General features: G+C 53.3%; 24 protein-coding genes and 1 pseudogene. 13 read left to right on the top strand and 12 right to left on the bottom strand.

What is annotated here, in order from left to right; all coding sequences use genetic code 11:
* The first annotated feature begins 422 nt into the window (after positions 1 to 422).
* Positions 423 to 704 carry a hypothetical protein gene (locus tag F3J19_RS26440; RefSeq protein ID WP_167048354.1) on the top strand — a complete coding sequence of 94 codons (282 nt, stop codon included), beginning with the start codon at positions 423 to 425 and terminating at the stop codon, positions 702 to 704.
* Positions 705 to 812: 108 nt separating this feature from the next.
* Complete coding sequence (coaD, locus tag F3J19_RS26435) at positions 813 to 1,328, top strand: pantetheine-phosphate adenylyltransferase (protein WP_167048352.1); 516 nt, start codon at positions 813 to 815, stop codon at positions 1,326 to 1,328.
* A gap of 44 nt (positions 1,329 to 1,372) precedes the next feature.
* Here the strand turns inward: coaD and F3J19_RS26430 are convergent.
* Positions 1,373 to 1,696: pseudogene (locus tag F3J19_RS26430) on the bottom strand (winged helix-turn-helix domain-containing protein); the annotation flags it as partial.
* A gap of 264 nt (positions 1,697 to 1,960) precedes the next feature.
* Between F3J19_RS26430 and F3J19_RS26425 the strand changes: the two are divergent.
* The 3 genes from F3J19_RS26425 (at position 1,961) to F3J19_RS26415 (ending at position 4,835) form a co-directional block, all read left to right on the top strand.
* Positions 1,961 to 2,947, top strand: a complete 987-nt coding sequence (locus F3J19_RS26425) for a site-specific integrase (protein WP_167048350.1) — start codon at positions 1,961 to 1,963, stop codon at positions 2,945 to 2,947.
* A gap of 178 nt (positions 2,948 to 3,125) precedes the next feature.
* Entirely contained in the window at positions 3,126 to 3,989 is an 864-nt protein-coding gene (locus F3J19_RS26420; protein ID WP_240159254.1) for a DUF4145 domain-containing protein, read from the top strand.
* 24 nt (positions 3,990 to 4,013) lie between these two features.
* Entirely contained in the window at positions 4,014 to 4,835 is an 822-nt protein-coding gene (locus F3J19_RS26415; RefSeq protein WP_167048348.1) for a DUF2971 domain-containing protein, read from the top strand.
* A 147-nt stretch (positions 4,836 to 4,982) separates the two neighbouring features.
* On the opposite strand, the gene F3J19_RS26410 is transcribed toward F3J19_RS26415, so the two are convergent.
* Entirely contained in the window at positions 4,983 to 5,144 is a 162-nt protein-coding gene (locus F3J19_RS26410; RefSeq protein ID WP_240159253.1) for a hypothetical protein, read from the bottom strand.
* 160 nt (positions 5,145 to 5,304) lie between these two features.
* Between F3J19_RS26410 and F3J19_RS26405 the strand changes: the two genes are divergently transcribed.
* The 5 genes from F3J19_RS26405 to F3J19_RS26385 all read left to right on the top strand — a co-directional run bounded on the left by F3J19_RS26405 (position 5,305) and on the right by F3J19_RS26385 (position 9,647).
* Entirely contained in the window at positions 5,305 to 6,009 is a 705-nt protein-coding gene (locus F3J19_RS26405; protein WP_167048346.1) for a hypothetical protein, read from the top strand.
* A gap of 9 nt (positions 6,010 to 6,018) precedes the next feature.
* Complete coding sequence (locus F3J19_RS26400; RefSeq protein WP_167048344.1) at positions 6,019 to 7,125, top strand: ImmA/IrrE family metallo-endopeptidase; 1,107 nt, start codon at positions 6,019 to 6,021, stop codon at positions 7,123 to 7,125.
* A gap of 193 nt (positions 7,126 to 7,318) precedes the next feature.
* A complete protein-coding gene (locus F3J19_RS26395) occupies positions 7,319 to 8,278 on the top strand; it encodes a restriction endonuclease (RefSeq protein ID WP_167048342.1) in 960 nt (319 codons plus the stop codon).
* 14 nt (positions 8,279 to 8,292) lie between these two features.
* Positions 8,293 to 8,916 (top strand): hypothetical protein, encoded by a 624-nt coding sequence (locus F3J19_RS26390; RefSeq protein ID WP_167048340.1) that lies wholly within the window; start codon positions 8,293 to 8,295, stop codon positions 8,914 to 8,916.
* Positions 8,917 to 8,960: 44 nt separating this feature from the next.
* Entirely contained in the window at positions 8,961 to 9,647 is a 687-nt protein-coding gene (locus tag F3J19_RS26385) for a hypothetical protein (RefSeq protein WP_167048338.1), read from the top strand.
* A 67-nt stretch (positions 9,648 to 9,714) separates the two neighbouring features.
* Here the strand turns inward: F3J19_RS26385 and F3J19_RS26380 are convergent, their stop codons facing one another.
* Complete coding sequence (locus tag F3J19_RS26380) at positions 9,715 to 10,161, bottom strand: DUF6641 family protein (RefSeq protein WP_167048336.1); 447 nt, start codon at positions 10,159 to 10,161, stop codon at positions 9,715 to 9,717.
* Positions 10,162 to 10,403: 242 nt separating this feature from the next.
* Here F3J19_RS26380 and F3J19_RS26375 point away from each other — a divergent pair, with 242 nt between their 5' ends.
* Complete coding sequence (locus F3J19_RS26375) at positions 10,404 to 10,778, top strand: hypothetical protein (protein ID WP_240159252.1); 375 nt, start codon at positions 10,404 to 10,406, stop codon at positions 10,776 to 10,778.
* A gap of 484 nt (positions 10,779 to 11,262) precedes the next feature.
* On the top strand, positions 11,263 to 11,829 hold the full coding sequence (locus tag F3J19_RS26370; RefSeq protein ID WP_167048332.1) for a site-specific integrase: 567 nt from the start codon (positions 11,263 to 11,265) through the stop codon (positions 11,827 to 11,829).
* An 841-nt stretch (positions 11,830 to 12,670) separates the two neighbouring features.
* Here the strand turns inward: F3J19_RS26370 and F3J19_RS26365 are convergent.
* The 5 genes from F3J19_RS26365 to F3J19_RS26345 form a co-directional block, all read right to left on the bottom strand.
* Positions 12,671 to 13,135 carry a nucleoside 2-deoxyribosyltransferase gene (locus F3J19_RS26365; protein ID WP_205193253.1) on the bottom strand — a complete coding sequence of 155 codons (465 nt, stop codon included), beginning with the start codon at positions 13,133 to 13,135 and terminating at the stop codon, positions 12,671 to 12,673.
* Entirely contained in the window at positions 13,122 to 14,789 is a 1,668-nt protein-coding gene (locus F3J19_RS26360; protein WP_167048327.1) for an SIR2 family protein, read from the bottom strand. The genes F3J19_RS26365 and F3J19_RS26360 overlap by 14 nt, the downstream gene beginning before the upstream one ends.
* 8 nt (positions 14,790 to 14,797) lie before the next feature.
* Entirely contained in the window at positions 14,798 to 16,009 is a 1,212-nt protein-coding gene (locus F3J19_RS32410) for a DUF6884 domain-containing protein (RefSeq protein WP_205193251.1), read from the bottom strand.
* Between the two features lie 23 nt (positions 16,010 to 16,032).
* Positions 16,033 to 16,671 carry a 7-cyano-7-deazaguanine synthase QueC gene (queC, locus tag F3J19_RS26350; RefSeq protein WP_167048325.1) on the bottom strand — a complete coding sequence of 213 codons (639 nt, stop codon included), beginning with the start codon at positions 16,669 to 16,671 and terminating at the stop codon, positions 16,033 to 16,035.
* A gap of 359 nt (positions 16,672 to 17,030) precedes the next feature.
* Positions 17,031 to 17,429, bottom strand: coding sequence for a helix-turn-helix domain-containing protein (locus F3J19_RS26345; RefSeq protein WP_167048323.1), 399 nt, complete (start codon positions 17,427 to 17,429; stop codon positions 17,031 to 17,033).
* Between the two features lie 172 nt (positions 17,430 to 17,601).
* Between F3J19_RS26345 and F3J19_RS26340 the strand changes: the two genes are divergently transcribed.
* Complete coding sequence (locus tag F3J19_RS26340) at positions 17,602 to 18,081, top strand: MarR family transcriptional regulator (RefSeq protein ID WP_167048321.1); 480 nt, start codon at positions 17,602 to 17,604, stop codon at positions 18,079 to 18,081.
* A gap of 32 nt (positions 18,082 to 18,113) precedes the next feature.
* Here F3J19_RS26340 and F3J19_RS26335 read toward each other — a convergent pair whose 3' ends face one another.
* The 4 genes from F3J19_RS26335 to F3J19_RS26320 all read right to left on the bottom strand — a co-directional run bounded on the left by F3J19_RS26335 (position 18,114) and on the right by F3J19_RS26320 (position 21,061).
* Positions 18,114 to 18,539, bottom strand: coding sequence for a hypothetical protein (locus F3J19_RS26335; protein WP_167048319.1), 426 nt, complete (start codon positions 18,537 to 18,539; stop codon positions 18,114 to 18,116).
* 137 nt (positions 18,540 to 18,676) lie between these two features.
* A complete protein-coding gene (locus F3J19_RS26330) occupies positions 18,677 to 19,069 on the bottom strand; it encodes a hypothetical protein (RefSeq protein ID WP_167048317.1) in 393 nt (130 codons plus the stop codon).
* Positions 19,070 to 19,145: 76 nt separating this feature from the next.
* Positions 19,146 to 20,354, bottom strand: a complete 1,209-nt coding sequence (locus F3J19_RS26325) for a hypothetical protein (protein WP_167048314.1) — start codon at positions 20,352 to 20,354, stop codon at positions 19,146 to 19,148.
* Positions 20,355 to 20,464: 110 nt separating this feature from the next.
* Positions 20,465 to 21,061: a hypothetical protein gene (locus F3J19_RS26320; protein WP_167048312.1), complete on the bottom strand. Its 597-nt coding sequence runs from the start codon at positions 21,059 to 21,061 to the stop codon at positions 20,465 to 20,467.
* Positions 21,062 to 21,119: the final 58 nt, after the last annotated feature.

The raw sequence follows: 21,119 nt of genomic DNA, 5'->3' as shown, positions 1-21,119 counted from the left end.
GCCTTTGCGCTGTCGGTAGACTTTCCCCCCGTATTACCGGACGGGGGGAGGGCGGCTGCGCCGCCCGGCGCTCCGCGCGACACGCGCTGCGGCGCGGCGGGCTCTTCGCAGCCGCCTGGCGCCCATCCAGCCTTCGGGGTAGCAGTTGGTCGGCGACGGCTCATTCAGCGCTCGCCATGTAGATCGGATTTCCCGTTATGGGTAACGAAAAATCGATTGAAAGGTAGGAGAAAGAAAAGGCCGCTTGGGCAGCCAGGCAGGATGTGACCAACAAAAACAGCAGCTCCGGCATTCGCATACCGCTATCGCCCCCCGACGTGATGCTGGTAGACTTCGCTCTACCTGCTTTGCCAGAAATTTCTAGCAAAAGTAGGAATTTCTGAATTTATACATTGCCTAGAAATTTCAGTCAAGGAGTGGAAATGGACATCGGCGAGCTTCTGGATGCTGCAAAGCGCAAAAAGCGCACGCTCGGCACCGTCGCGAAAGAGATGGGACTTCCGAATCAGACCCGACTGTCGGAATGGCGCAGTGGACGCTTTAAACCAACCGCCACACAAATTGCGCAGCTTGCGGAGATAGCTGAACTGCCAATCTTCAAGACCGTCGCAGAGGTCGAGGCGTCGCTTGAGGTTGGTGATGCGGCACAGGTTTGGCAACGAGCACTAAAAACTCTGAACGGCGCGCTCAAAATTCAGGAATAATGCGCGTTCCAAAAAAGGGCCGGGCGGTTTATCGTCAGCGCGTCCGGAGTCAAATGCGTCGCGTGGACGCTTTGCCGTGCCCTTTTGTCTGAATAGAGGAGAAGTCTCATGGTAGTCGCCGTGTACCCGGGCACGTTCGACCCGCTGACGCGCGGTCACGAAGACCTCGTTCGGCGCGCGTCGAGCATTTTCGACACGTTGGTGGTGGGCGTTGCCGACAGTCGCAACAAGAAGCCGTTTTTTACGCTGCAGGAGCGCCTCGCGATTGCACACGAAGTGCTCGGGCACTACCCGAACGTCAAGGTGATGAGCTTCAAGGGGCTCCTCAAGGATTTCGTGCGGACCAATAACGCGCGCGTGATCGTCAGGGGCCTGCGTGCCGTGTCGGACTTCGAATACGAGTTTCAGATGGCGGGCATGAACCGCTATCTGCTGCCCGACGTCGAGACGATGTTCATGACGCCGTCCGACCAGTACCAGTTCATTTCGGGCACGATCGTGCGCGAGATCGCGCAGTTGGGCGGCGACGTCAGCAAGTTCGTGTTCCCGTCGGTCGAAAAATGGCTGAAGGAGAAGGTCGCTTCGCTGGACCCGAATGGCGGCGCTCAGGCGGCGCAGCCGTAACCGGCCGGGCGGCGGCCGGCCGATAGTTGCGGGTACGGCCAGGCGCCCTTTGCCGCTTTGGCGAAAGCCTCGGCGAGTTTGTCGAAATGCCTGAGCGAGGCTGGCGTGAGTTCGATCTGCTTGCGCCGGGCGTCTTCGGTATCGTTGAGCACGATCCAGCCTTTCTCGCACATCGATGAAATGCGGCCATGCAGTGTGGCCGGCGAGCTCAGCTCGCTGTGACCCATCATGTCCTTCATCGGGAGGCGCTCCTTGTTCTGCGTTGCGCGCACCACGAATTCAAGGATTTTTTCTTCGAGCGGGTCGAGTGCCGGTAGCGTGGGCAGGCCACGCTGCGCTTCGGTCAATTGCAGAAATCGGAGATAGATGTCGGCTGGATTTTAGTTATCGTCGATCTGCGTCGTGGTGAAAAGGCGCTTGGCTTCATGCGCCCGCGCGCCAGGATGAAAAGCTATAATGTATTGTTTTTCATAGGAAAGTTGGTGGCGGCATGGCCTTGATGATTACCGACGAATGCATCAATTGAAAATTGGGGTCATATCATTGACTTGACCGTGGGCTGAGGCTTTCCAGCTTTTCCAATTGTCCGAAATCATGTTTTTGCAACTCAACTGCAACTCAGAGGCAAAAACATGGCGACATTCAGTCAGCGCAACGGACGCTGGCAAGTCAAAATTAATCGCAAGGGATTTCCTACGCAGTACAAATCATTTGCAACGAAGGCAGAAGGGCAAGTCTGGGCACGTTCCGTCGAAGCCGCGATGGACGACGGAACGTGGGTCGATCCGGCAGGTACGACCGACATAACCTTCGGCAAACTGCTGGAGCGTTACAAGGAATCGATCACGCCGACCAAGCGTAGCAGGCGCAGCGAAGAATATCGGATCGGCAAAATGCTGCGCCACAAGATCGCCGAGTACAGCATGCGCAATCTGACGGCCAGTCTGTTGGCCGATTACCGCGATCAACGTCTCAAGGTGGCTACCAACTCGTGCGTCTGTCGCGAACTCGCAACGATCAGCGCCGTGATCACGCATGCGCAACGTGAATGGGGACTCTCAGTAAGCAATCCGACGAAGCTCGTGAAAAAGCCCCGATTGCCGCCTGGGCGGAATCGCATATTGAAGCCTGCTGAGCTTGATCGCCTCCTGCATGAACTGCGTGCGGAGCGCCATGAATCACGGAGCAGGTGGCTGCTCCCGCTCGTGAAGCTTGCGCTGGAGACAGCGATGCGGCAGGGCGAATTGCTGTCTCTGGAATGGAGGCACGTCGATTTCGATCAGCGCACGGCCTATCTGCCGATGACGAAAAATGGCAGGGATCGGTATGTTCCATTGAGCAGTGCCGCGATTGCGATCCTGGAGAAGTTGGAGCGCATCGACGAGCGCGTTATTCCGATCAGCCAGAACGTTGTCTTATGTGCGTGGCCGCGAGCGTGCAAGCGTGCCGGAATCGAAGACTTTCACTTTCACGATCTACGGCACATGGCAACGACGAGTCTTGCTAAAAAGCTGCCGAACGTGATCGAGCTCGCATCCGTGACCGGACATTCCAACGTTCAGATGCTGAGTCGGTACTACCACACGTCGGCGAGCGAACTGGCGAAGAAGCTCGGATAGGCCCTGATAACTTGTGTATACCGTACACAAGAGAAATCTCGAAAAACGCAGTTCTTTGACGACGAAGCCCTGTTCGATTACGTGCGAACAGGGCTTCGTTCTTCTAAAACGTCGGTTCGACCGACAATTTACCGGAAGCCGGTCAGATCGGTTTTGCGTTGAGGTCGGATAGCTGCTTTTGCAGCTTCTGGATTCGGTGCGTCAAGTCGGCACGCTTCGCTGCGGCGGTCTGACGCTTGGCGGCTTGCTGCTGCGCTTTGATGCGCTGTTGTTCAAGGTCTGCTACTTCGTGCAGACCGGCGTAGGTCAGGATTTCGTGGTATCTCATGGCGTCGTCTTAATCGCTATCGCAAGTATTTATGCAACCGGAGCGACCGAGATCGAATCCACGGTTGTCCGTCGGTTGTGTTGTTGCGTGATAGCATCCGTGCCAAACAGACTTCGAAATCGGGGGAGTGCTTTGGACTGGCTTACATTTACATCTAAAGTGATTGAGGCTGCGGCGTGGCCAATAACAGTAATAGTTCTGGTGTTCCGCTTCAGTGAGCGATTTGGGGAGCTGCTGGGCAAGTTGACTGAAATCAGTCTTCCTGGTGGTATATCCGGAAAATTCGAGAAGTCTCTAGATACTGCTGAGCAGGTCGCCAAGACAATCGAAACGCCAGCGGAACTACAGGTTCTTTCCGCAGCGGCTAACGACGACGTTCTAGCTTTAAATGCTAATCCTACTGGCGTGATCATGGAGGCATGGAAAGGACTCGAAGCGGTTGGTGGTGATTTGTATCAAGCCTCCGATGCGACGAACAGTGACAGGATGTTGATGTATGTATCGAAGCATCAAGGAGTATTGGACGTACTTGAACAAGAAAGGCGTATCCCCGAAAACGAAGTTGAGCTTTTGCGAGAACTCCGTTCGATACGAAACCGAGCGGCACATTCGAAGGAGCGCCCTACTCCGGAAGAAGCTGAACGCTTCGTTGCTTTAGTTCGAACGCTTGAACTCCAGTGGATGGTCCGTACTTCAGCCAATAGGGCTCGATAAGAATCCCGTGAGGAAATCTGATAAATGTTGATCTATAAATATGTGGCAGAGCCAAGGTTTTTTTCGAACTTTATGTTTCGATTCACCCCGGCCGAGGACTTGAACGATCCGCAGGAGCTAGTTCCCGATATTCGACTGCGCGACCCTATTGCCTATGCGAAAGCCGTCACTGATCGGAACATTGAGAGGGCTTACTTTCAGATGTTGTTGCTTCATCCAGATATTTCGCCGGATCAAGCTTGGCAACGAATCCGGGGAGCCGCCGATCAATTGGAGCAGCAGTTTGATCCGGTTTCCAAGGTGGAAGAGATTTACGAAGCATTCATGCGAACTACCAATAAAAACGTTGGTGTTTTGTCTTTAACTGAGGATCCACACAATGCTTCAATGTGGGCGCACTACGCGGCTGATTACGAGGGGTTAGTCATCGGTCTCGATTCCCACAATGAATTCTTCCAGCCCAAGCCCGACGAACCAAAAGTTTGCGGACAGCTGATGAACGTTCTGTATACGTCGACGTCTCCGGTTGTCTATGTCGAGCCAGGGCGATTGGATATTCCAAAAGAGATATTCTTCACAAAGACGCCGATTTGGGAGAGTGAAAAAGAATGGCGAATTATCAAATACCTTCCACAAGCCACGGAGATTAAAGACTTACCGGAAGGGAAAAAAATTCATCTGTTCGCGGTACCACCGGAGGCAATCAAAGAAGTAATTTTCGGATCCAAAATCAGTTCAGAGGCACGAGAGTTTGTCGAAAAAGCACTTCAAACGCATGCGCCACATGTTCTACGGAAGCGGATTAAGTTTGTACGTGGCGTCGGTCTGAGTTCAGAAGATTGCTAGAGAAGCGCCGTCACATCGTGGAGCACACGTTGGTTCATGACGCCGGCAGGTGCCGTCTATGCACGGCTTCATGCCGACGAGTAGCACTATTGTTACGTAGCGTCTTGCCGTTGGTCGTCAGGTCCGAAGTTCGGACCTGACCATACATCACTTCTTGCTGACAAACCCACTCCGTATCTGACCACCGGCGGCCTCGATCTGAGCATCGAGTTCGCCGGCGACGATCGCTGTCTTGAGCGTGTCGAGCGTCGGAATCAGGTTCGCGAGCATACCGACTTCAATCGCCTGCTTGCCCTTCGCAGCTTCCAATGCCGTCGCACCGTATCTGTGTGCGGCCTTCGCATGACCGACAGGGTGTGATCAGACCCACGACGAGATCGCCACGCGGTTGCTGGATCCTAGGCACTAAATTTCCGCTTTTCAAACCTCGACTTGAGGTACAATTTCCGGAAATCGAACAGGAGTCACCGTGGCTAAACCCAAGTTCAAGCTGTCCTATTCCGACGCCTTCGCCCCGCGTGCCAAGACTATCGTTGAGCCGTCGCTTGTCGATGCGCGGCTGCAAGAGCTTTCATCGGACTTAGCCGTCAGCCTTTTTACCAACGTCATCCAGAGTGGCCTTGGCGCCCGTAACGACACTACGCGTGCTTCTGCTGTTACCGCGGCGGGGGTGCAGCAATGGTTGAAGACGGTGGAGGATCTGCGTACCCAGCTGAGCGATAAGCAGTGGCGCATTCACAACGAAAAGAATTGCCCGTTCATCAGTTCGCCAGATCACTCCATTTCCATTGTGGTGATGACCGGTAACAGCGAGACGGGCAAGCAGGGCTTCGAAGATCCGGCTAATCAGGCGGAAAAAGGTGTGGTAGTTGAGGGTTTCGTTCACTCCAATCGCCAGCTCGAACTGTTTAATCAAGACGCGCTCAAGCTGATTAAAGAAAAATGCAAGGAAACACAGGTCTGGGCTTTCCTCTACCACTATGACAAAGCATTAAATGAAGTGCGGTTCGAGCTCTCCTACCCGACGGGGTTCGGGAAGAAAAAAATCACTAAGTGGGGGGAGCGCTTGATTCTGGGCAGCATTCCGAACAACCCCACAGAGTTCACGATTCGCAAGGACACCCCCAATGCCCCGGCTACGGTGGAAGTCGAGCCTAAGACAGGCACTTTTTGATTAACGATCATGTCAGAAATCAACCCTTCGCAAATCACGTTTGCCCGGGTTAGAAGGCGGCTCACAAAAGCTCAATTGGCCAAAGAGCTGGGGGTCACCAGCCGTAGCATTCAAAACTACGAGACTGGGACTTCAGCTCCTGACTCGGAAACGCTGGCAAAAATGGCAAAACTGCTGAATTTCCCTCAGCAGTTTTTTTTCATTGAAGAAAAGATGCCTACCATTGGAGAGCATGCGGCTAGTTTCCGCTCGCTCTCCAAGATGACGGAGGCGATGAAAAATTGTGCCCTCGGCGCAGGTGCTATCGCCTTCAAAATTAACGAATGGATGGAAGATAGGTTTAACCTGCCACAAGCCGATCTCCCAGACCTCAGCGACCTCGGGGCGGAAGAAGCCGCTGCCACCTTGCGCCGTATGTGGGGTTTGGGCAACGCACCCATTCCGAACATGATTCACCTGCTGGAGTCAAAAGGTGTTCGCGTCTTTTCGTTGGCTGAAGAGGCACGCGAGGTTGATGCATTTTGTACGTGGTACGACAGTAAGCCTTTCGTTTTTCTTAATACGATGAAATCCGCCGAGCGCAGTCGCTTCGATGCAGCTCATGAATTAGGTCACTTGGTACGCGATGTCTACAGCATGCGGCACGGTGAGGCACATGGCCCGGAGATGGAACGTCAGGCAGATGCATTTGCTGCTGCCTTTCTTATGCCCAAAGAAAGTGTAGTTGCAAACAAGCCACCGGCATTTACCATCAAATATTTGGTGAAGCTCAAGCACTACTGGGGCGTATCACTGGCAGCGCTGGCGTACCGTTACAACACATTGGGTCAAGTCACTGAGTGGACCTACCGTAATCTGTGCATTGAAATTGCTAAAAACGGCTACCGCACAAACGAACCAGAACCAATGGAGCGTGAAAGCTCCCAATTGCTGACCAAGGTGTTGGATTTTCTGCAGAGCCACAAGTTGGGTCGAGGTGAAATCGCGAGAAATCTGTGCATTAGCGTGGACGAGATCAATGCTCTGACGTTCAAACTGACGCGTCTGTCGGTGGTCTCAGGCGAGGCCCCCCCTCAAGCGCTTTCAAGACACCCGCCTAAACTCCGATTGATATAAACGTGCCGTAGCCTAAGGTTGATTCCTATGGGGCTGCGTGGCGAATCCATCGTCCGGCTGATCGAGACTGAGGCGAGTCAAGGTGCAGCTTCGCGCTGCACCTCTTGAACGCAAAGGCGGCGATGGTCTAGTGATAAGGCTGTAACTGTCGCGGCTCTAGTCGTTAGCGTGCATTCGAATTGAAGGTAATCCAATGGCCGACGCATTTCACTATCCACCCGAACTATTTGATCTACTTGTGGAGACTATTCCTCGCCTCAGTCGAGGCAAGAAGGGCGTCGTGCTATTCCTGCGTGGGGCGGGTGTTGCCAACGAAGACCTCGCTATGGTCGAGCAAACGGTCGCAACGGCACCGAAATCCATTAACAAATTCGAAATTGTTCGTAGGGTTCTCGAAAAGGTCAATGCACGGGGCGACAGCGGCTTGCGCCCACGACGCGAGATTATCAAGCGAGTGGTGGAGTTTGAGCGTTTCGAGACCTGTTGGCCGGAAGATCAGCTAAAGGCGAAAGGACTCGTCGCGAGCGTGCGAGAGGCCGTAAACGCGAAGGACTCGTTCACGCGGATGAAGCAGGAACGAGATGAGGAGCGCGAAGCCACGCGGGTTCGTCTGCACGCAGAGCAGGTAGCAGCTGCGAAGAAGCGCTTGCAGATTGACGACGTAAACGCGCGACTTGCGGCCCTGTTCGGCATGGACGACAGGCCGCATGAACGCGGTAAGCTGCTTGAAGGTGTTCTCAACGACCTGTTCAGGGTGTACGGAATTCTCGTGCGAGAAGACTTTCGCCGAAAAGATCCGGACACGTCGGTAGTGCTTGAACAGATAGATGGCGTGATCGAACTCGACGGTGCAATGCACCTTGTTGAGATGAAGTGGCTCAAATTGCCAGTCGGCACAAGCGAGTTCTTTCCCCACCTCAGTCGCTTGTTCCTCCGCGCGAACGCCCGTGGCATTTTCATTTCTTCCGCAGGCTTCACCGAACCTGTGATCAAAGAATGCACCTCAGCGCTAACTCAAAAGACAATGCTGCTCTGTTCACTGCATGAGATCGTTATGCTATTGCAGCGGCGCGATGATTTGATCGCATTTCTTAAGAGTAAGTCGCAGGCGGCCATTGTTGATAAGAACCCCTTTCTTGAAATCCTTTCATAGCCGGAGACTTCATAGTGTTTAATCCGATGTTGCCCGATAGAGCCTCTTTTGCACAAGACCCGGGAGGCTATAGTCGTTCTGCTTGGCTACGTTGGGCAATGCTTGCGGCGGCAAATGGGGCCGCGGTTGATCCTGCTCAACCGCCTACCAGTGACGATCTGAAAAGTCCTATTCTGTGGATGGCGCAGGCGGAAGCGATGACGCAAGCTGCCATTGTGCTCATAAGTAATGAGCCTGCATTCGGGAATATGCCGGTAGAGATACGGGGGATCTGCGATACGCAATATTGCGCAGTTGCACTGATGTTGGTGGGATATAGCCTAGAAGTGTGCTTAAAGGCTATGGTTATCTTGGGCGGGGGCGTCGGCGCGTATTCTGAGACAGAAAATAAGTACCAGCATCATGACCTTCAAAAGCTTGCTGAATTTATAGATGGCCTCGACGAGAAGGATATGGCGATTCTTGAATTGCTAACTCACTTTGTGTATTGGGCAGGACGTTATCCAGATCCTGGACGAAAAGGGATCGACAAGCACGAGAAGATCTTCGAGCTATCCGAGAAAAATCAAATTTCAGGGCATGATCTGTTCCAACTCGCGGCGAAAGTGATGGGCCATGTTAGGAAGCTTGTTGATTAATCACCGTTGGGCTAGTGCCCAGCATTGGCGGAGAGAGGTTTGTTGTGTCGGACGTACTAGATATTGCCGCGGAGGCAGTCTTAGCGAGTTTGCTCAAGGACTTTACCCAGCAGATGCTGGGCTCGCACGAACTGGACAAGGGATACGCTGGGCCGCTTATCTCGACAATTGAGCAGGAGATTCTTGCTTCTGGAGGCTTCGCAAAAGTCGATTTTGATCTGGCGCTAAAACAATTGGAGGAGCGAAAGTACGTTGGAACTGGCCCGTGGAAAGCATACGAAAACGACCCGTATTCGTCGGTCGTCTTTATCGGCGGCTACTCGGTGCGGGAGTATGTCTATCTGACTGAACAGGGATACCGGCGAGCAAAGCCTGCCCCTAGTTCACGCGACAGCGGACCAAGTCAAACCAGCGTCCATATTTCCGGTGGAACGTTTAACCAGTCTCAGATCGGAATCGGAAATGATGTGAATCAGCATCTAAGCGTGGATGTTTCGAACGATGATGCAGTCGTCAATCATCTGCTTGATCTGCTCAAGCGCTCAGGGCAGCCGGTGGATGAGGCGGCACGATCCGACATCACAGAAATGGTCAGCCGCGCGAATACTGGGGACTTGGTGACAGTCAAGCCGTTATTTCAGCGCTTCTTCGGGACGGCAGTGGATGGCGTCAAGCAGGTTGCCTGGAACGTGATCGCTGCGATCATCACCAAGCAAATCGGAATGAGTTAAGCGGGCCGCATGGGCAAGGCCGACCGCGGTGCGGTGGGAAGTCCGATACTCGGACTTCCACTGTACTTCACTTCTTGCTGATAAACCCCGTTCGCATTTGACCACTGACAGCTTCGATCTGCGTATCGAGTTCGCCGGCGGTAACCGCCGTCTTGAGTGTGTCGAGCGTCGGAATCAATTCGTCCAGCGTACCGACTTCGATAGCCTGCTTGCCCTTCGCAAGCTCCAGCGTCTTTGCTCCGTATTTCACGACCATGTGGACACGGCCGTTCTCCGCAGTCCACCACCATGCACGCACGCGCTTCGGCACCTCCACGTTACGGCGTTCGCCGGTTTCGGCATTCTTCACCGAACGAAACTTCGTCGGTGCAAACGACGTTCCTGCCTGTTGAGCCTTGGCAAGTTCCGTCTGTTCCCAAATTTGCGCGATCAGTCGGTTACGACGCTGTACGATCTGCGGCAGTGCACCGGGCCGTTTCGCGGCGACGATCTTCAGATTTGCAATTGCGCTCATGTATGCCTCATATGTCGTTTCGATACAGAGGAGGATGTATTCGGCCACTGGTGAAATCAACATAATTTCGACGTTATATAGGCTGTTTTGTCCTGGCTGAAATAAATACAGCTATGACAAACAAAAACGAAAAACTAAGGCAAGAGACGCAGGATTGGATGTGTAAGCATGCATCTAATTTCACTCATGCGGTCACGCTTACGATGAAGTCTCGTTGCGAATATATGGGTCCCAAGGGGCTCATGCAAAGGTATCTGACGGAAATCGAGGCGAAAGAGAATTTCCGGCAATTTATTCAATGCCTGAACTCCATCGTGTACGGCAACGCGGCCAAGCGATTCGGTGCAAGTGTTCATGTGATCCCTGTTCTGGAAGGTCTTGCAACGAATAAGCAACTGCACTATCACTGCATGATCGGAAATTTCCGCGTAGGTGCCGACGAAGCACTGATCGACAGTGCAATCCGTACCGCATGGCTTAAAACAGACTTCGGCAATTTTCAGATCGACATTCAATCTCTGACGCCGGAAGGCTGGATTGACTACATCACCAAAGAAGTCGGCATAGGCGACGCCGACAACGTGGACTACGACAACGTCCACATCCCCAAGGAATAAAGTTCCGACAGAAACGCCTAGCTGCGTGATGACTAAATGTCCTCGCAGCTTTCAACACGAAGAGCTTCTGCATGCGAGGCTCTTTAATGATTTACTACGGTTATAGATTTCGATGAAGAACTGCTCGAAGAAATTACAGATATCTACATGTGATGCAAGGCGAAGAACAAATGTCGAGTAGTACATATGATAAGAAATAACCAGACGACATCACATTCGTTCCTCTTCCACTTCCCCCCTTTACTTCCGCTTCCACTTCAACGGCGTTGTTAGAAAGAAATTTCCGCAGCAGCGCGCTCGCACTTGTCGGTTTAATCGACATTCCATTTCGGCATCAGGTCGAAATAAAAGGTTTTTGCTAAAACCTTTTGTTATCGCGTAAGCGCTTGTTTCCTCTGACATCTGCGCGATGTCATTCCTTTGTTGATCCGTATAACTAAAGAATACATCCTCTGGACATGGATTTTGTTTGTTCGGGGGCGAAATGAAGCAGGCCAAGACATTTACGGAAAAGGAACTCAAGCAGGTGTTGACCTATATCTCGTTGCGACGGCATGCGCTGCGCAATCGAGCGATGGTGTTGCTGACGCATTGGGCTGGTATGCGTGTTGGCGAAGTCGCTGCATTGCTTGTGGGCGATGTGCTTGATACAGATGGTTCGATCAAGTCAGAAATTCGACTTGCGCCAGAGCAGACCAAGGGCCGGCATGCGCGCACGGTTTTCCTCGGGCAGAAATTGCGGCGCGAGTTGGCCGCGTATGTTGCGAGCTTGAAGACCCCGAAGCTTGACGGCCCGTTGTTCTATACGCAGAAGCGGGCGGGGTTCACGGCCAACACGCTCTGTCAGTATTTCCACTGGCTCTATAAGGAAGCGGGTATCCACGGCGCGAGCAGCCATTCCGGCCGACGTTCGTTCATAACGAATCTCGCGAGCAAAGGCGTCGGCGTCCGCGTGTTGATGTCGCTCGCAGGTCATCGAGACATTTCGACTACGCAGCGATATATCGACGTCAATGACGACATGCAGCGAAAGGCCGTGGATCTAGTCTGATGAGCCGTGCGAATCCTGCTCAGATAGAAGCACGTCGCCGGTTTGCGCTCGGGTTTAGGCGCGAAAACAGACCTGACTTGACGCACGTACTCGGTAGCGGCTGGTCGCTCGGACAGGACATGTGCCGGATGACCGATCAGCAGTATTTTGACAAAGCAGTCCAGCTTTTCAATCGGCACATCGGCATTACCCGGTTTGCGCCGTCAACGAAGCAAGACCTGTTCAGAGTGGCGGGCGTCTAATCAACGGAAGGAGAAACACGCATGGCAATTTGTCCCGGTCGTATCCCCAATCAACCAGGTCAACACAGCGGGACCGTCTACCGCTGTACCAAGTGCGGCGCGGTCGGCTGCCGAGATCATCGCTGCACGAATCACAATTGGAGTCATAGTGATGGGTGCCTGCGTTGCGGAAGTCACGGTACGATGGAGTCTATGCGGTAAAAAGCACAAGCCGCTATCTCAGACTCAGCTTGTAGCATCCGGCGGCTGAGCTCGACCCATTGCGGTATCTCTGGCTTCGGCGAGCAAAGGCTGCTATCGCAGCTTGAGGAGTCGGTCACTTGCAATGGGCGGCCTCACGGTAACATCTGGTAAGCAAACGCCCGGATCGGTGGTTCGGCACCGACCTAGGCGGCAGCCATCTTATGAACGGCTGACCTTGGGGGCACATTCGCTGCATGCCATCTCAACGGCGGCTCTCGCGACCTGCGGCGGAGTAAAGTCGACCGCTGCTGCGGACATCGCCTCGTCGTTCCCTTGATCCTCAAAAAAGCTAGCGCTTTGCCAATGGCTTTGCTTCTGGAACGCTGCGCACCCGCGCTTTTAATATTGACGGCCTGTTAAAGCGTTATCTGAAAACGAGCGAACGAGTCGGCCCACTCGCCGGCACTCTCGATACTGCGGAAAATCTTCTGCAGCGGCATTTCGATCATCGGATTGTTTCCTGCCGGCACTAAACGTCGCGGATCAGTTTGGAGACCGAAGCACAGCTTCGAATGGGCATAGGCATACCCGAGTTCGAAGGCTGCGCCTTCGTCAATCGCACGTCCATCTAGCACGATAATTAGAGCGCAGGCAGCCTCGAGAGCTCGCAAGTCGCGGTCGAAAATCGACTTGTAGGCTGCTTGTCTCTCCACTCCGCAGGCGAGAAGATCAACGAGCTTGCCGCCGTCTCTTTGCGGTAGATAGACATCCAGGCTTGCCTCAATGCGCTCTGCCAGAGTGCGGTTGAAGTCGAGTTCAGCCTCTGAAAAGAGGGGAGCCGCGAGGTACACGAGCGGCCGGTCGTGATCAAACCGGTCCACTGCCTGCTCCAATGTAGCTCCGCAGCTTTGTAGTCAAATCCGCTGGCACATATTCCTGACGGTGGATGACCTCGGCGACTCGCTTCGTTAACTCCGCGATACTCATGAACTGCGTATCGATCATGATGGTTCCCGGCATGGATTGATACAGTGCCTTCATGTCTTTCTGCATTCGCTCCAACTTTCCTGCGGTATATTCTTGTCTGCCGGTGGCACGTACCCGAGCAGACAGCTCTTTGGGGTCACCCAGCAGGAGGATAACGACACCTTTCTCGATGCCGTAGCCGCCGTGTCCGTCATCAGGGCAAAGGTGATCTGCTAGAAATTTTGCCTTGGCGGACCTTTCGCTCTCGGGCGTGAAAACTAGTGGGTCGAGCGGCGGGCGGTCAACGACACTGATCACGGCATTTTCCTCGTGCCTGAGCGTGTCATTCTTTTGCGTAAATTGACTTGCGATCCATTCATCCGCGAAGGCTCTCTGATCGTCCGCCAGCTTGTCCCAAGGGATGCTTAACACCTCGGGTCGAGGTTCGAGCCACTCGTCCAAAACGTTCAAATTGCGGAGATGGCTGGTGGTCGTACTCTTGCCAACCCCAATGGAGCCAGTCATATAGAAAGTGTATTTCAGGGGAGTAGCGCTGCGTGTCGCCAAGTCCTTAAGCTTGCCTTCCGAAATCTCACCTTCATTAATTAGCTTTAGCAATAACCTGATTTCTGAGGATGTCAGAAAAAGAGTTATAAGATTGTAAACTTTGAAATTTGTCTCGGAAATTAGCTGCCGCTCGACCTTGGAAAGTGTGTCCTTAGTCGGAATCCAGTGGCAATAATAGTGGAAGTTGCCGGGATTTGTTTCGGCGCCACGCATTAACACGTTTCTAAGTTCAGCTTCTAGCGAGCAGCCCACGAGCAGGCAGGTGTTTCTGGCGAAGTGTGTAAGAAGAAATGACGAGTCATGGCCGCGCGCTCCGACGTATTGCTTTGAATATGACGCCTCTGAAAAGACAAATCGGTCGACCGTTTTTTCCATTAGACCTGCAGGAACATACCCATGCAGATGATAAATCACACAGTCTTGCCGCCGAAATTGTGGCCAAGGATCAGTGACGACCTCGAAGCCGCGATTGCCCTTGTCTTTTTCGCGTTTCCTTTCGGCGAGCGCTCGCTCGAGATAGTCGTCGAAGTTAAAATTAACGGTTAGTGCGCTATCTTGAACGAGCGGAATCAGTGCTTCCATGTACGGATGCTTCGGCAGCTCAGCGGCTATGTCAATTGGTGGTGTTTTGTATAAATATTTTTGGCAAATGGTGAGCCACGCTGCCGTTGCAGTGTTCTGCTCCTCCGCAGGGGATAGTTCGGTCGACTTCCCAAAAAACGCGGCTCGAAACTTTTGATAGAGAATTTCGGTCTGGTAGGGCGCAGCCATGTTCTTGAACGCGTTACCTTCCACTACGTCTTTTGCGTCCACCTGGGGATCAGAAGCAATGTCATTGATTAATTTACCCCACTGAGGAGCGCCGAAATCGACGCTGATTCCTGCTCCAAGGATCGTGCCGAAGCGATGCTTGCGGACTTGAGATCGCAAATGCACGATGGCACGGGGGTACTGCTTCAGCAGATCGCAAAAATCCTTATCGTTTTCTTTTTCCTTGGTCATGCTCCCCTCTATAGCAAATCAATTTGGCCACTCGCGTTTTCGCGTTCTTTGATGCGCAGGCGCCATCCACTCGGAGCTAACGACTGCTCTGTTCTCGCACGTCGTCCCTCAGCGATTTCAATGTGTTGTTCGAATACGTCTAGAGACGTTGCATCAAATTTCTCGTAAACGTGATTGACGTTCCAGAGCCCTGAGCTTGTGACGGCTTCACGAGTGCTCCAGCGGCCAAGCCAGTTCCCACTTGGCTGATCCAGCGGCCCCGTTGGGCCTGCTAGGAGCGCAATGAAATTCCTTTCCAAGTAGCCGCGATCACTATCCGCCGACGATGTGTCAGGCACCTCCAGCCATGCTACTTGCATCTCTCCAATGTGCTTAGAGACTGCGAGCTCAATCTCTTCCTCCGCCGAGCGGACGTCGGCCGATGCAGACTGCCCCTTGCCCCACGTCGGGAAGATTGGCTCGAGCTTTCCACGTCGTATGAGGGATTCGCCCACGTGAAGGCGAAAGACCGATCCCCGGTGATTGCCGAGACCGTCGCCTCCGCCACGGTGAGTGCGGAGGCGGTTCCACAGGGTGGCCTTTGACCCTTCGCTGACCGCATGAGTGCCGATTCGAACAACTCGGTGCTGGAATGGCGCAGTCATGCGCATCTCGCCGTCTTCAAAGAAGAAGTAGATGCCGCGTTTGTGTCGAACAGACGCGGCTGTCTGCTGAGATAGTTTTCGGCTCAAACCGGTATTCAAAGCAGCAACACGTGCCAGAAGCGCATAGAAGCGATCAATATGCGACAGGCGTGCGTGTTCGCTTTCGACTTTCTGCAGCCAAGCTACTTGACTACCAATTCCCAGCGCCGACATCGGCGCTGCAGTTTCACGGCCTTCTGATTCAAATGCAGGGACAAGATATGAGCGATACGCGGATCCAGCCAGAAATATGACGCGCCCCCCGGCGGGCACGCGCGCACCGAAGGCTCTATGGACACCGGCAGCCCAAGCCTGTCGTTGTGCCTCGCTTTGATTCAAGAGCGACTCGTTGTAAGGGGCAATTACGTCTCCGGGGGACAGCAGCCCGTGCTTTGCGGAAAGGATGAACCACTGGTCAGCGCGCCGTTCGGCGTAGCTGCGCGCAGCCGAGAAGAGCGGCGACCGGTAGATTAATTCGGCTGTGGCCGGCTGATCCCCCTTTCTGCTGGTACAGGCGACTAAACAAACTGTATTCACGCGGGTTTTCTCCTCGAACGCCGTCACTTAAGGCCCTGCCACGCGAACTCGTGGAGCTTGCACGCGTCGCACGCGCCGCACGGCACGAATCCAGCCTCCGCAATCTTTGGCCTGTAGCAGCTCCAAGTCTCATGGCGCTGCAAACCCAGACGCTGGGCGAGCCTTGCAATCTGAGGCTTCGACTTCTTTTGCAGCGGCGCGGAGAGCTTTGGGCCCTTGGGAATGGCGTACGAGAGCATCTCTCTGAAACTTGTGATGAACTCGGGGCGGCAGTCGGGATAGCCAGAGAAATCGACCGAGTTGATTCCTGTCCACACTTCTTCGGCGCCAATTCCAGCAGCTTCGGCCGAAGCCAACATGAGGAAAATCCCATTGCGCCCAGGAAGGAACGCACTCGAAACCCCCTTCTTGATTTCGGCCACTGAGCGGTTTGTTGGGATTTCCCGTGCGGGCTTGCTCCAAGCGACCGACACGATCTTCCGCTCAATGCCGAATCGAGCGCACTGCGCTGCTGCGTAGTCCAGCTCGATGTGGTGATGCTGGTTGTAGCTGACGCCGAGGCTAACGACTTCGTGGCCGCGCGACTGGGCAAGTAGCACGCAGACAGTGGAGTCCAGTCCACCGCTATGCAGCACGACAACCTTTCGCTTTTCCTTTTCCACTTCGCGCTCCGTTTCCACCGATTTCTACAGTGCTATTGTCTCACCCCAAACGCTCGCAGTGCGCGCCACGAGCCTAGCTCTAAGCGGGCCGAGCCCGCTGTCATCGTACAGCGCCCGACGAGCAAAGCGTCCCAAGCAGTGCCGCTACCAAACTGCGCGAGCCGGTCTGGTCGCCTTAACGGCGATTGGACTCTACCGCGCTAGTCTGGTTTAAAGATACAAGTCCGAAGCCTTTCGGCCGTCTGTCCGGTCGACCGCACCCAGCCTGAAACGGCCCTTGCACCGTGTGTCGGCTGGCCGAACTCGGTCTCTTGTCACGGCTTGAGCCCCAGCCCTGATAGTCTTCGAATCTAGTCTTGCTACTTGCGCCGGGTACTCTTGTTGCGATGCTTTGCTTTCAGCATCTCGGCTAACTGCTGGACGAAATTCACGACGAGCAGGCGCTCGTCGTTATCCAGACCCTCAAGTGCGTCCGCGATCACGGCTACTTGGTCGTCCGGCCGCTTCGAACCACGCTGCAATAGTTGGTCTACCGAACAGCCTAGGGCATCGCTGAGTAGTTGAAGCCGATGCAACGTCGGTACACGCGTTCCTCGCTCCCATCGACTGATCGCTTCCTGCTCCAGGTCGATCATCTCCGCAAGCTTGGCTTGGGTCAGTCCACGAGCACGTCGTTGTTCGGCGATGGCGGTACCGACGCGGGCAGCTAGGAGGGCGTCTTGGGCGTCGTCGGGTGTGTGAGCGGAATGAATGTTCATAGGACGATATGGTCGACTTCATTCCAATTGCGATGAACGCCCTAATGGGAATATTTAATTCCAAAACGGTTGAATTTTCAGGGCTGTTTTCGTATCGTACAGAGGTTGCGTGAGCGGTCGGGGCACAAGCAAAAGCCGCTCGGCAGATTTTATTCCGAAAAATCAACAGCCTATGACAACGAGCGATACACTTTCCCAGTTCCACACGTTCATGTCTGTCTACGAAAGCTGCCGCGCATCGGCGCTAGGCCATGCATTGCAGATGACGCCTATGGCTGCGCGAGCCTTGGGGCTGATCCGGAAATTTCCCGGCATGACCCTTCACGAGTTGAGCTGCATCCTTGGCGGAAGTCAGGGCCAAATCATCGGCGCTGCATTTGACCTACAACACCTCGGTTACATCGATATAGCGGAAGAGGGTGACGACAATCGGCAACGGGTGTTGAAGCCGATACGGGGGCGACTTTTCGGATTCGAGGGGTATGACAAACTGGTGTTCAATCTGGCAGCCGAGGCCGGAGTTACCGAGCAGTTGGCATCCCTGTTACCGATGTATCAGGACGTGCTGACGAAAGCGCTTGAGGAACTGCAGGGCGATGCGCAGAACGTCCAGTATCAGGCACAGCGGAGGATATTGGCGCGGGTTGTATGAGCTGTGCCGAGCGCCGCCGAACGCCGATGGTGCTACTGGTTTGCTTCCATCGTAGATAGGGCTTCCATGAAGATCGCCTGCAAGGCAGGCAACGCCTTTTCGAAAGCATCGGATAGGCCCATGTCACGGCCGAGTCGTTCCAACTTGGCGCGATAGCGGCGTGCAGCTTCGCATTGTGCGTCGATTGGTGCGAGGAAGTATTCGCTGTTCGAGGTTTTTGTCAATTTGATGACTTGGGCTAGGCCCTGCTCGTGCAGGTCGAATGCGGCACCAACTGCCTGTCCGCGACTGCAACCGAGTAGCAGACGCAACTTGTCGAGTGAGATTTCACCGGTGGACAGGACGATGTCGAGCGCCTTTGCTGCGAACACCGACGTGCCAAGCGATTTTGCAAGGGCGGTAGCGTACCGCCCTTGATACAGCGACATGAAATTGTGGAAACGTGTGATTGCGAACATTTAACCCCTTGCTATGCTTCGTATCGGAACGGCATCGAGTGAAATGCCTAGATAAAACGAGGATAGCGAGGGGGTAGTGGATCATCAAGGGAAGACTGATGACCCCTACGACAACATGCAATACTGCCTTGGTCGCGTCATTCCGTGGAATTTCCAAGGGTCTTTTTCAGAATATCCGGTAAGCAACTCACCGTGTTGCCGATTCCGTGTCGTTCAACAGAATACTCCATCGCAAACAAAACGAACTCGCTCATATCGTGAAACGTCAAGGTTGCCGCCAACTCAGCCTGTCCTTCATGGAAATTAAATGACCTCTCAAATTTCAATTTCCCTTCTGAGTTATTGTGCATCCATATTGCCATCTCTTCTGCTGTTTCCTCGAAATACTCTGCGGCTACCATTCTTTGATGACGTTCTCTATCATTAAAGTGGTCAATGGGCGCGTTAAACAACGCTTTGGCGATCCAGGTATCGGGTTCGTGAGTCAATTCCTCGCGGAATACCCCATCAAATTTAAGAGTGTGATTCATTTTTGTCCTTTTGCTTTTTGGCTTAATTTGAAGTCCGATTTTCGGACTTCGATTCTAGTCTTCGTAAATTTTATTTTTACGTTCTCGATTCAATACCGGGAAAGATTGCATATTCGATTTCCAGAGCGCGCCTAAGTGCATTCTGTTTTGTCGTGGTGAGGGTGTTCATTGCATGCCTCGATTTTGATCCAATATGACGCGGCATATTGTCCGGGCAAAGATTTGCTGTTCGATCGAATGGTCGATCAATGCGTCCTTGAAGTGATTGATCATCTTCAAGTACTTGTTCCAGTTCTTCCATTGCTCCTTCGTAATGTGAGGCGTCACCATTGGCTGCAAAAGCCACATCGGCCTTTTTTAACAGTTCAACGTATCTTCTAAGTGCGTCCGGAACGCGCGACATTTCCCGATTGAACTCGCTGACTTGCCTAGCTGCTTCAACTGCTTTATTGGCAATCTCATCGCCAAGTTTCTTTCGGATGTCAGCAACGGACAGGTCGTCCGTGCTTTCGAGAATTTCAGCAATCTGCCTCTGTTTGACTGCCGAATCGATTACATGTGAGTTGATGCGGTAGTAACCGACATAAACATCTTCGGCAATATCACGATCTGCGACGACTGCCTTAATGACAAAGCTGCCATCGGTTTGGCGTGCAATAATCGCTGCACATTCCGTATCGATCTGCAATTTCGGCAGAACTTGCGATGCCGTAGCTGCATCAATTACGAATACGACTGAATGCTGCCGAGCGCGTTGCGCTTGCATATTCCGATTATGCTCACGATACAGATCGTCTGCAATTACATCTTGATCGTCGTTGTTGGTGGGATTCTGCTTGCAAGATCCGTCTCGCCTATAGGTTTCAACAATCTTTCGCTCACCCCTCTCGTTTTCAAGCCAGACCAAGAAATTTTCAGGTTCGATTTGTTTTGCGAGTGCCACGGAGAGAACGTGAACCTTATCCGAGACATATTGCTTCGTCGCATCAGTAAAAGTAAGGCGCACGATCTTGTGATAAGGGGACGTTTTACCGGGCGTTACCTCGATTTTATTTTCCACGCAAAGCTTTTTCAATTCTTCTTCATACGCGCCGCGGTTGGATTCGTCGGTATGGTATTTGTGAGCAGCTGCATAATGAACCGCTGCAATTTCTCGCGACCTCTGGCGATAGCCGCTACCGAGATTGATTGCACTTTTAATGAGGCTTGAGAAATTACTTTCGGGCGTGCAAGTCGGCTTATCGGACTTGTGTTCGGAGGATTTAAGTTGATTGAGTTCCTGCATATTCCGCTCCTTATAAAATTCGATTGATCGTCGTTCGGTGAATCGACGGATTGAATTTTATTTAGGAGCGGTTTGCAGCAAAATTGCATTTGCCGCATCACATACGCTGTTTAGCCGCAAGTGGTGGACCGTTTGCGGGCAAACGTCATGCCGTCCAGCCACTTCGTGATCGTTCTCTCGGCTTGATCCTCGGACAGATTGACTTTGAGATCCTTGGCTTTCGAAAGAATCGGCTCTCTGATCGATAGCGCCGCGTTCCGCTTGCTCTGATACTTGCCCGATGCGGCCAGTTCACGTGCCAGCAAACGCAACGGCTCGTACTTCTCATTGCGCTTGGATGCGCCATTGGATGCCTTGGTCACATGGGCACGCTCTACCGCATCAGGTAGCACGATGGTTGCCGACGATACCCCGTACCAATACTGTGCTTGGCAAAGATACGTCCATGCTCTGTCTTGATCTCTGGCACGTTTAGCGGCAACAGCATAGGCGTACGCGATGCCAATAAGATTCTCGTGAGTGCGCGGCGTCACCTGCCAGCTTGCCAGTACTTCGGCCTCGATGGTCTGGGGGTCTATCTCGGCTTGACTCTCACACGGTTGCAAAATCTCTCGGTCGAATGCGCCGTCTTCCTTGTGGCCCGCGAGGTAATAATTGTCCGGTAGCCCAGACAGAATTTTGTCGAGGATTGCGTTGAAGCTGCTCATTTCGTTGAGTCGGAAACAGGGGGAGTTCAGGCAAGGTCAGGGATGCCATATGCCCTGC

It is taken from the genome of Burkholderia sp. Ax-1724, assembly GCF_011752995.1.
In the GTDB taxonomy this organism is placed as follows: domain Bacteria; phylum Pseudomonadota; class Gammaproteobacteria; order Burkholderiales; family Burkholderiaceae; genus Paraburkholderia.
Note: the sequence above shows the minus strand (reverse complement) of the source record. Positions and strands in the feature narration are given on the sequence as shown.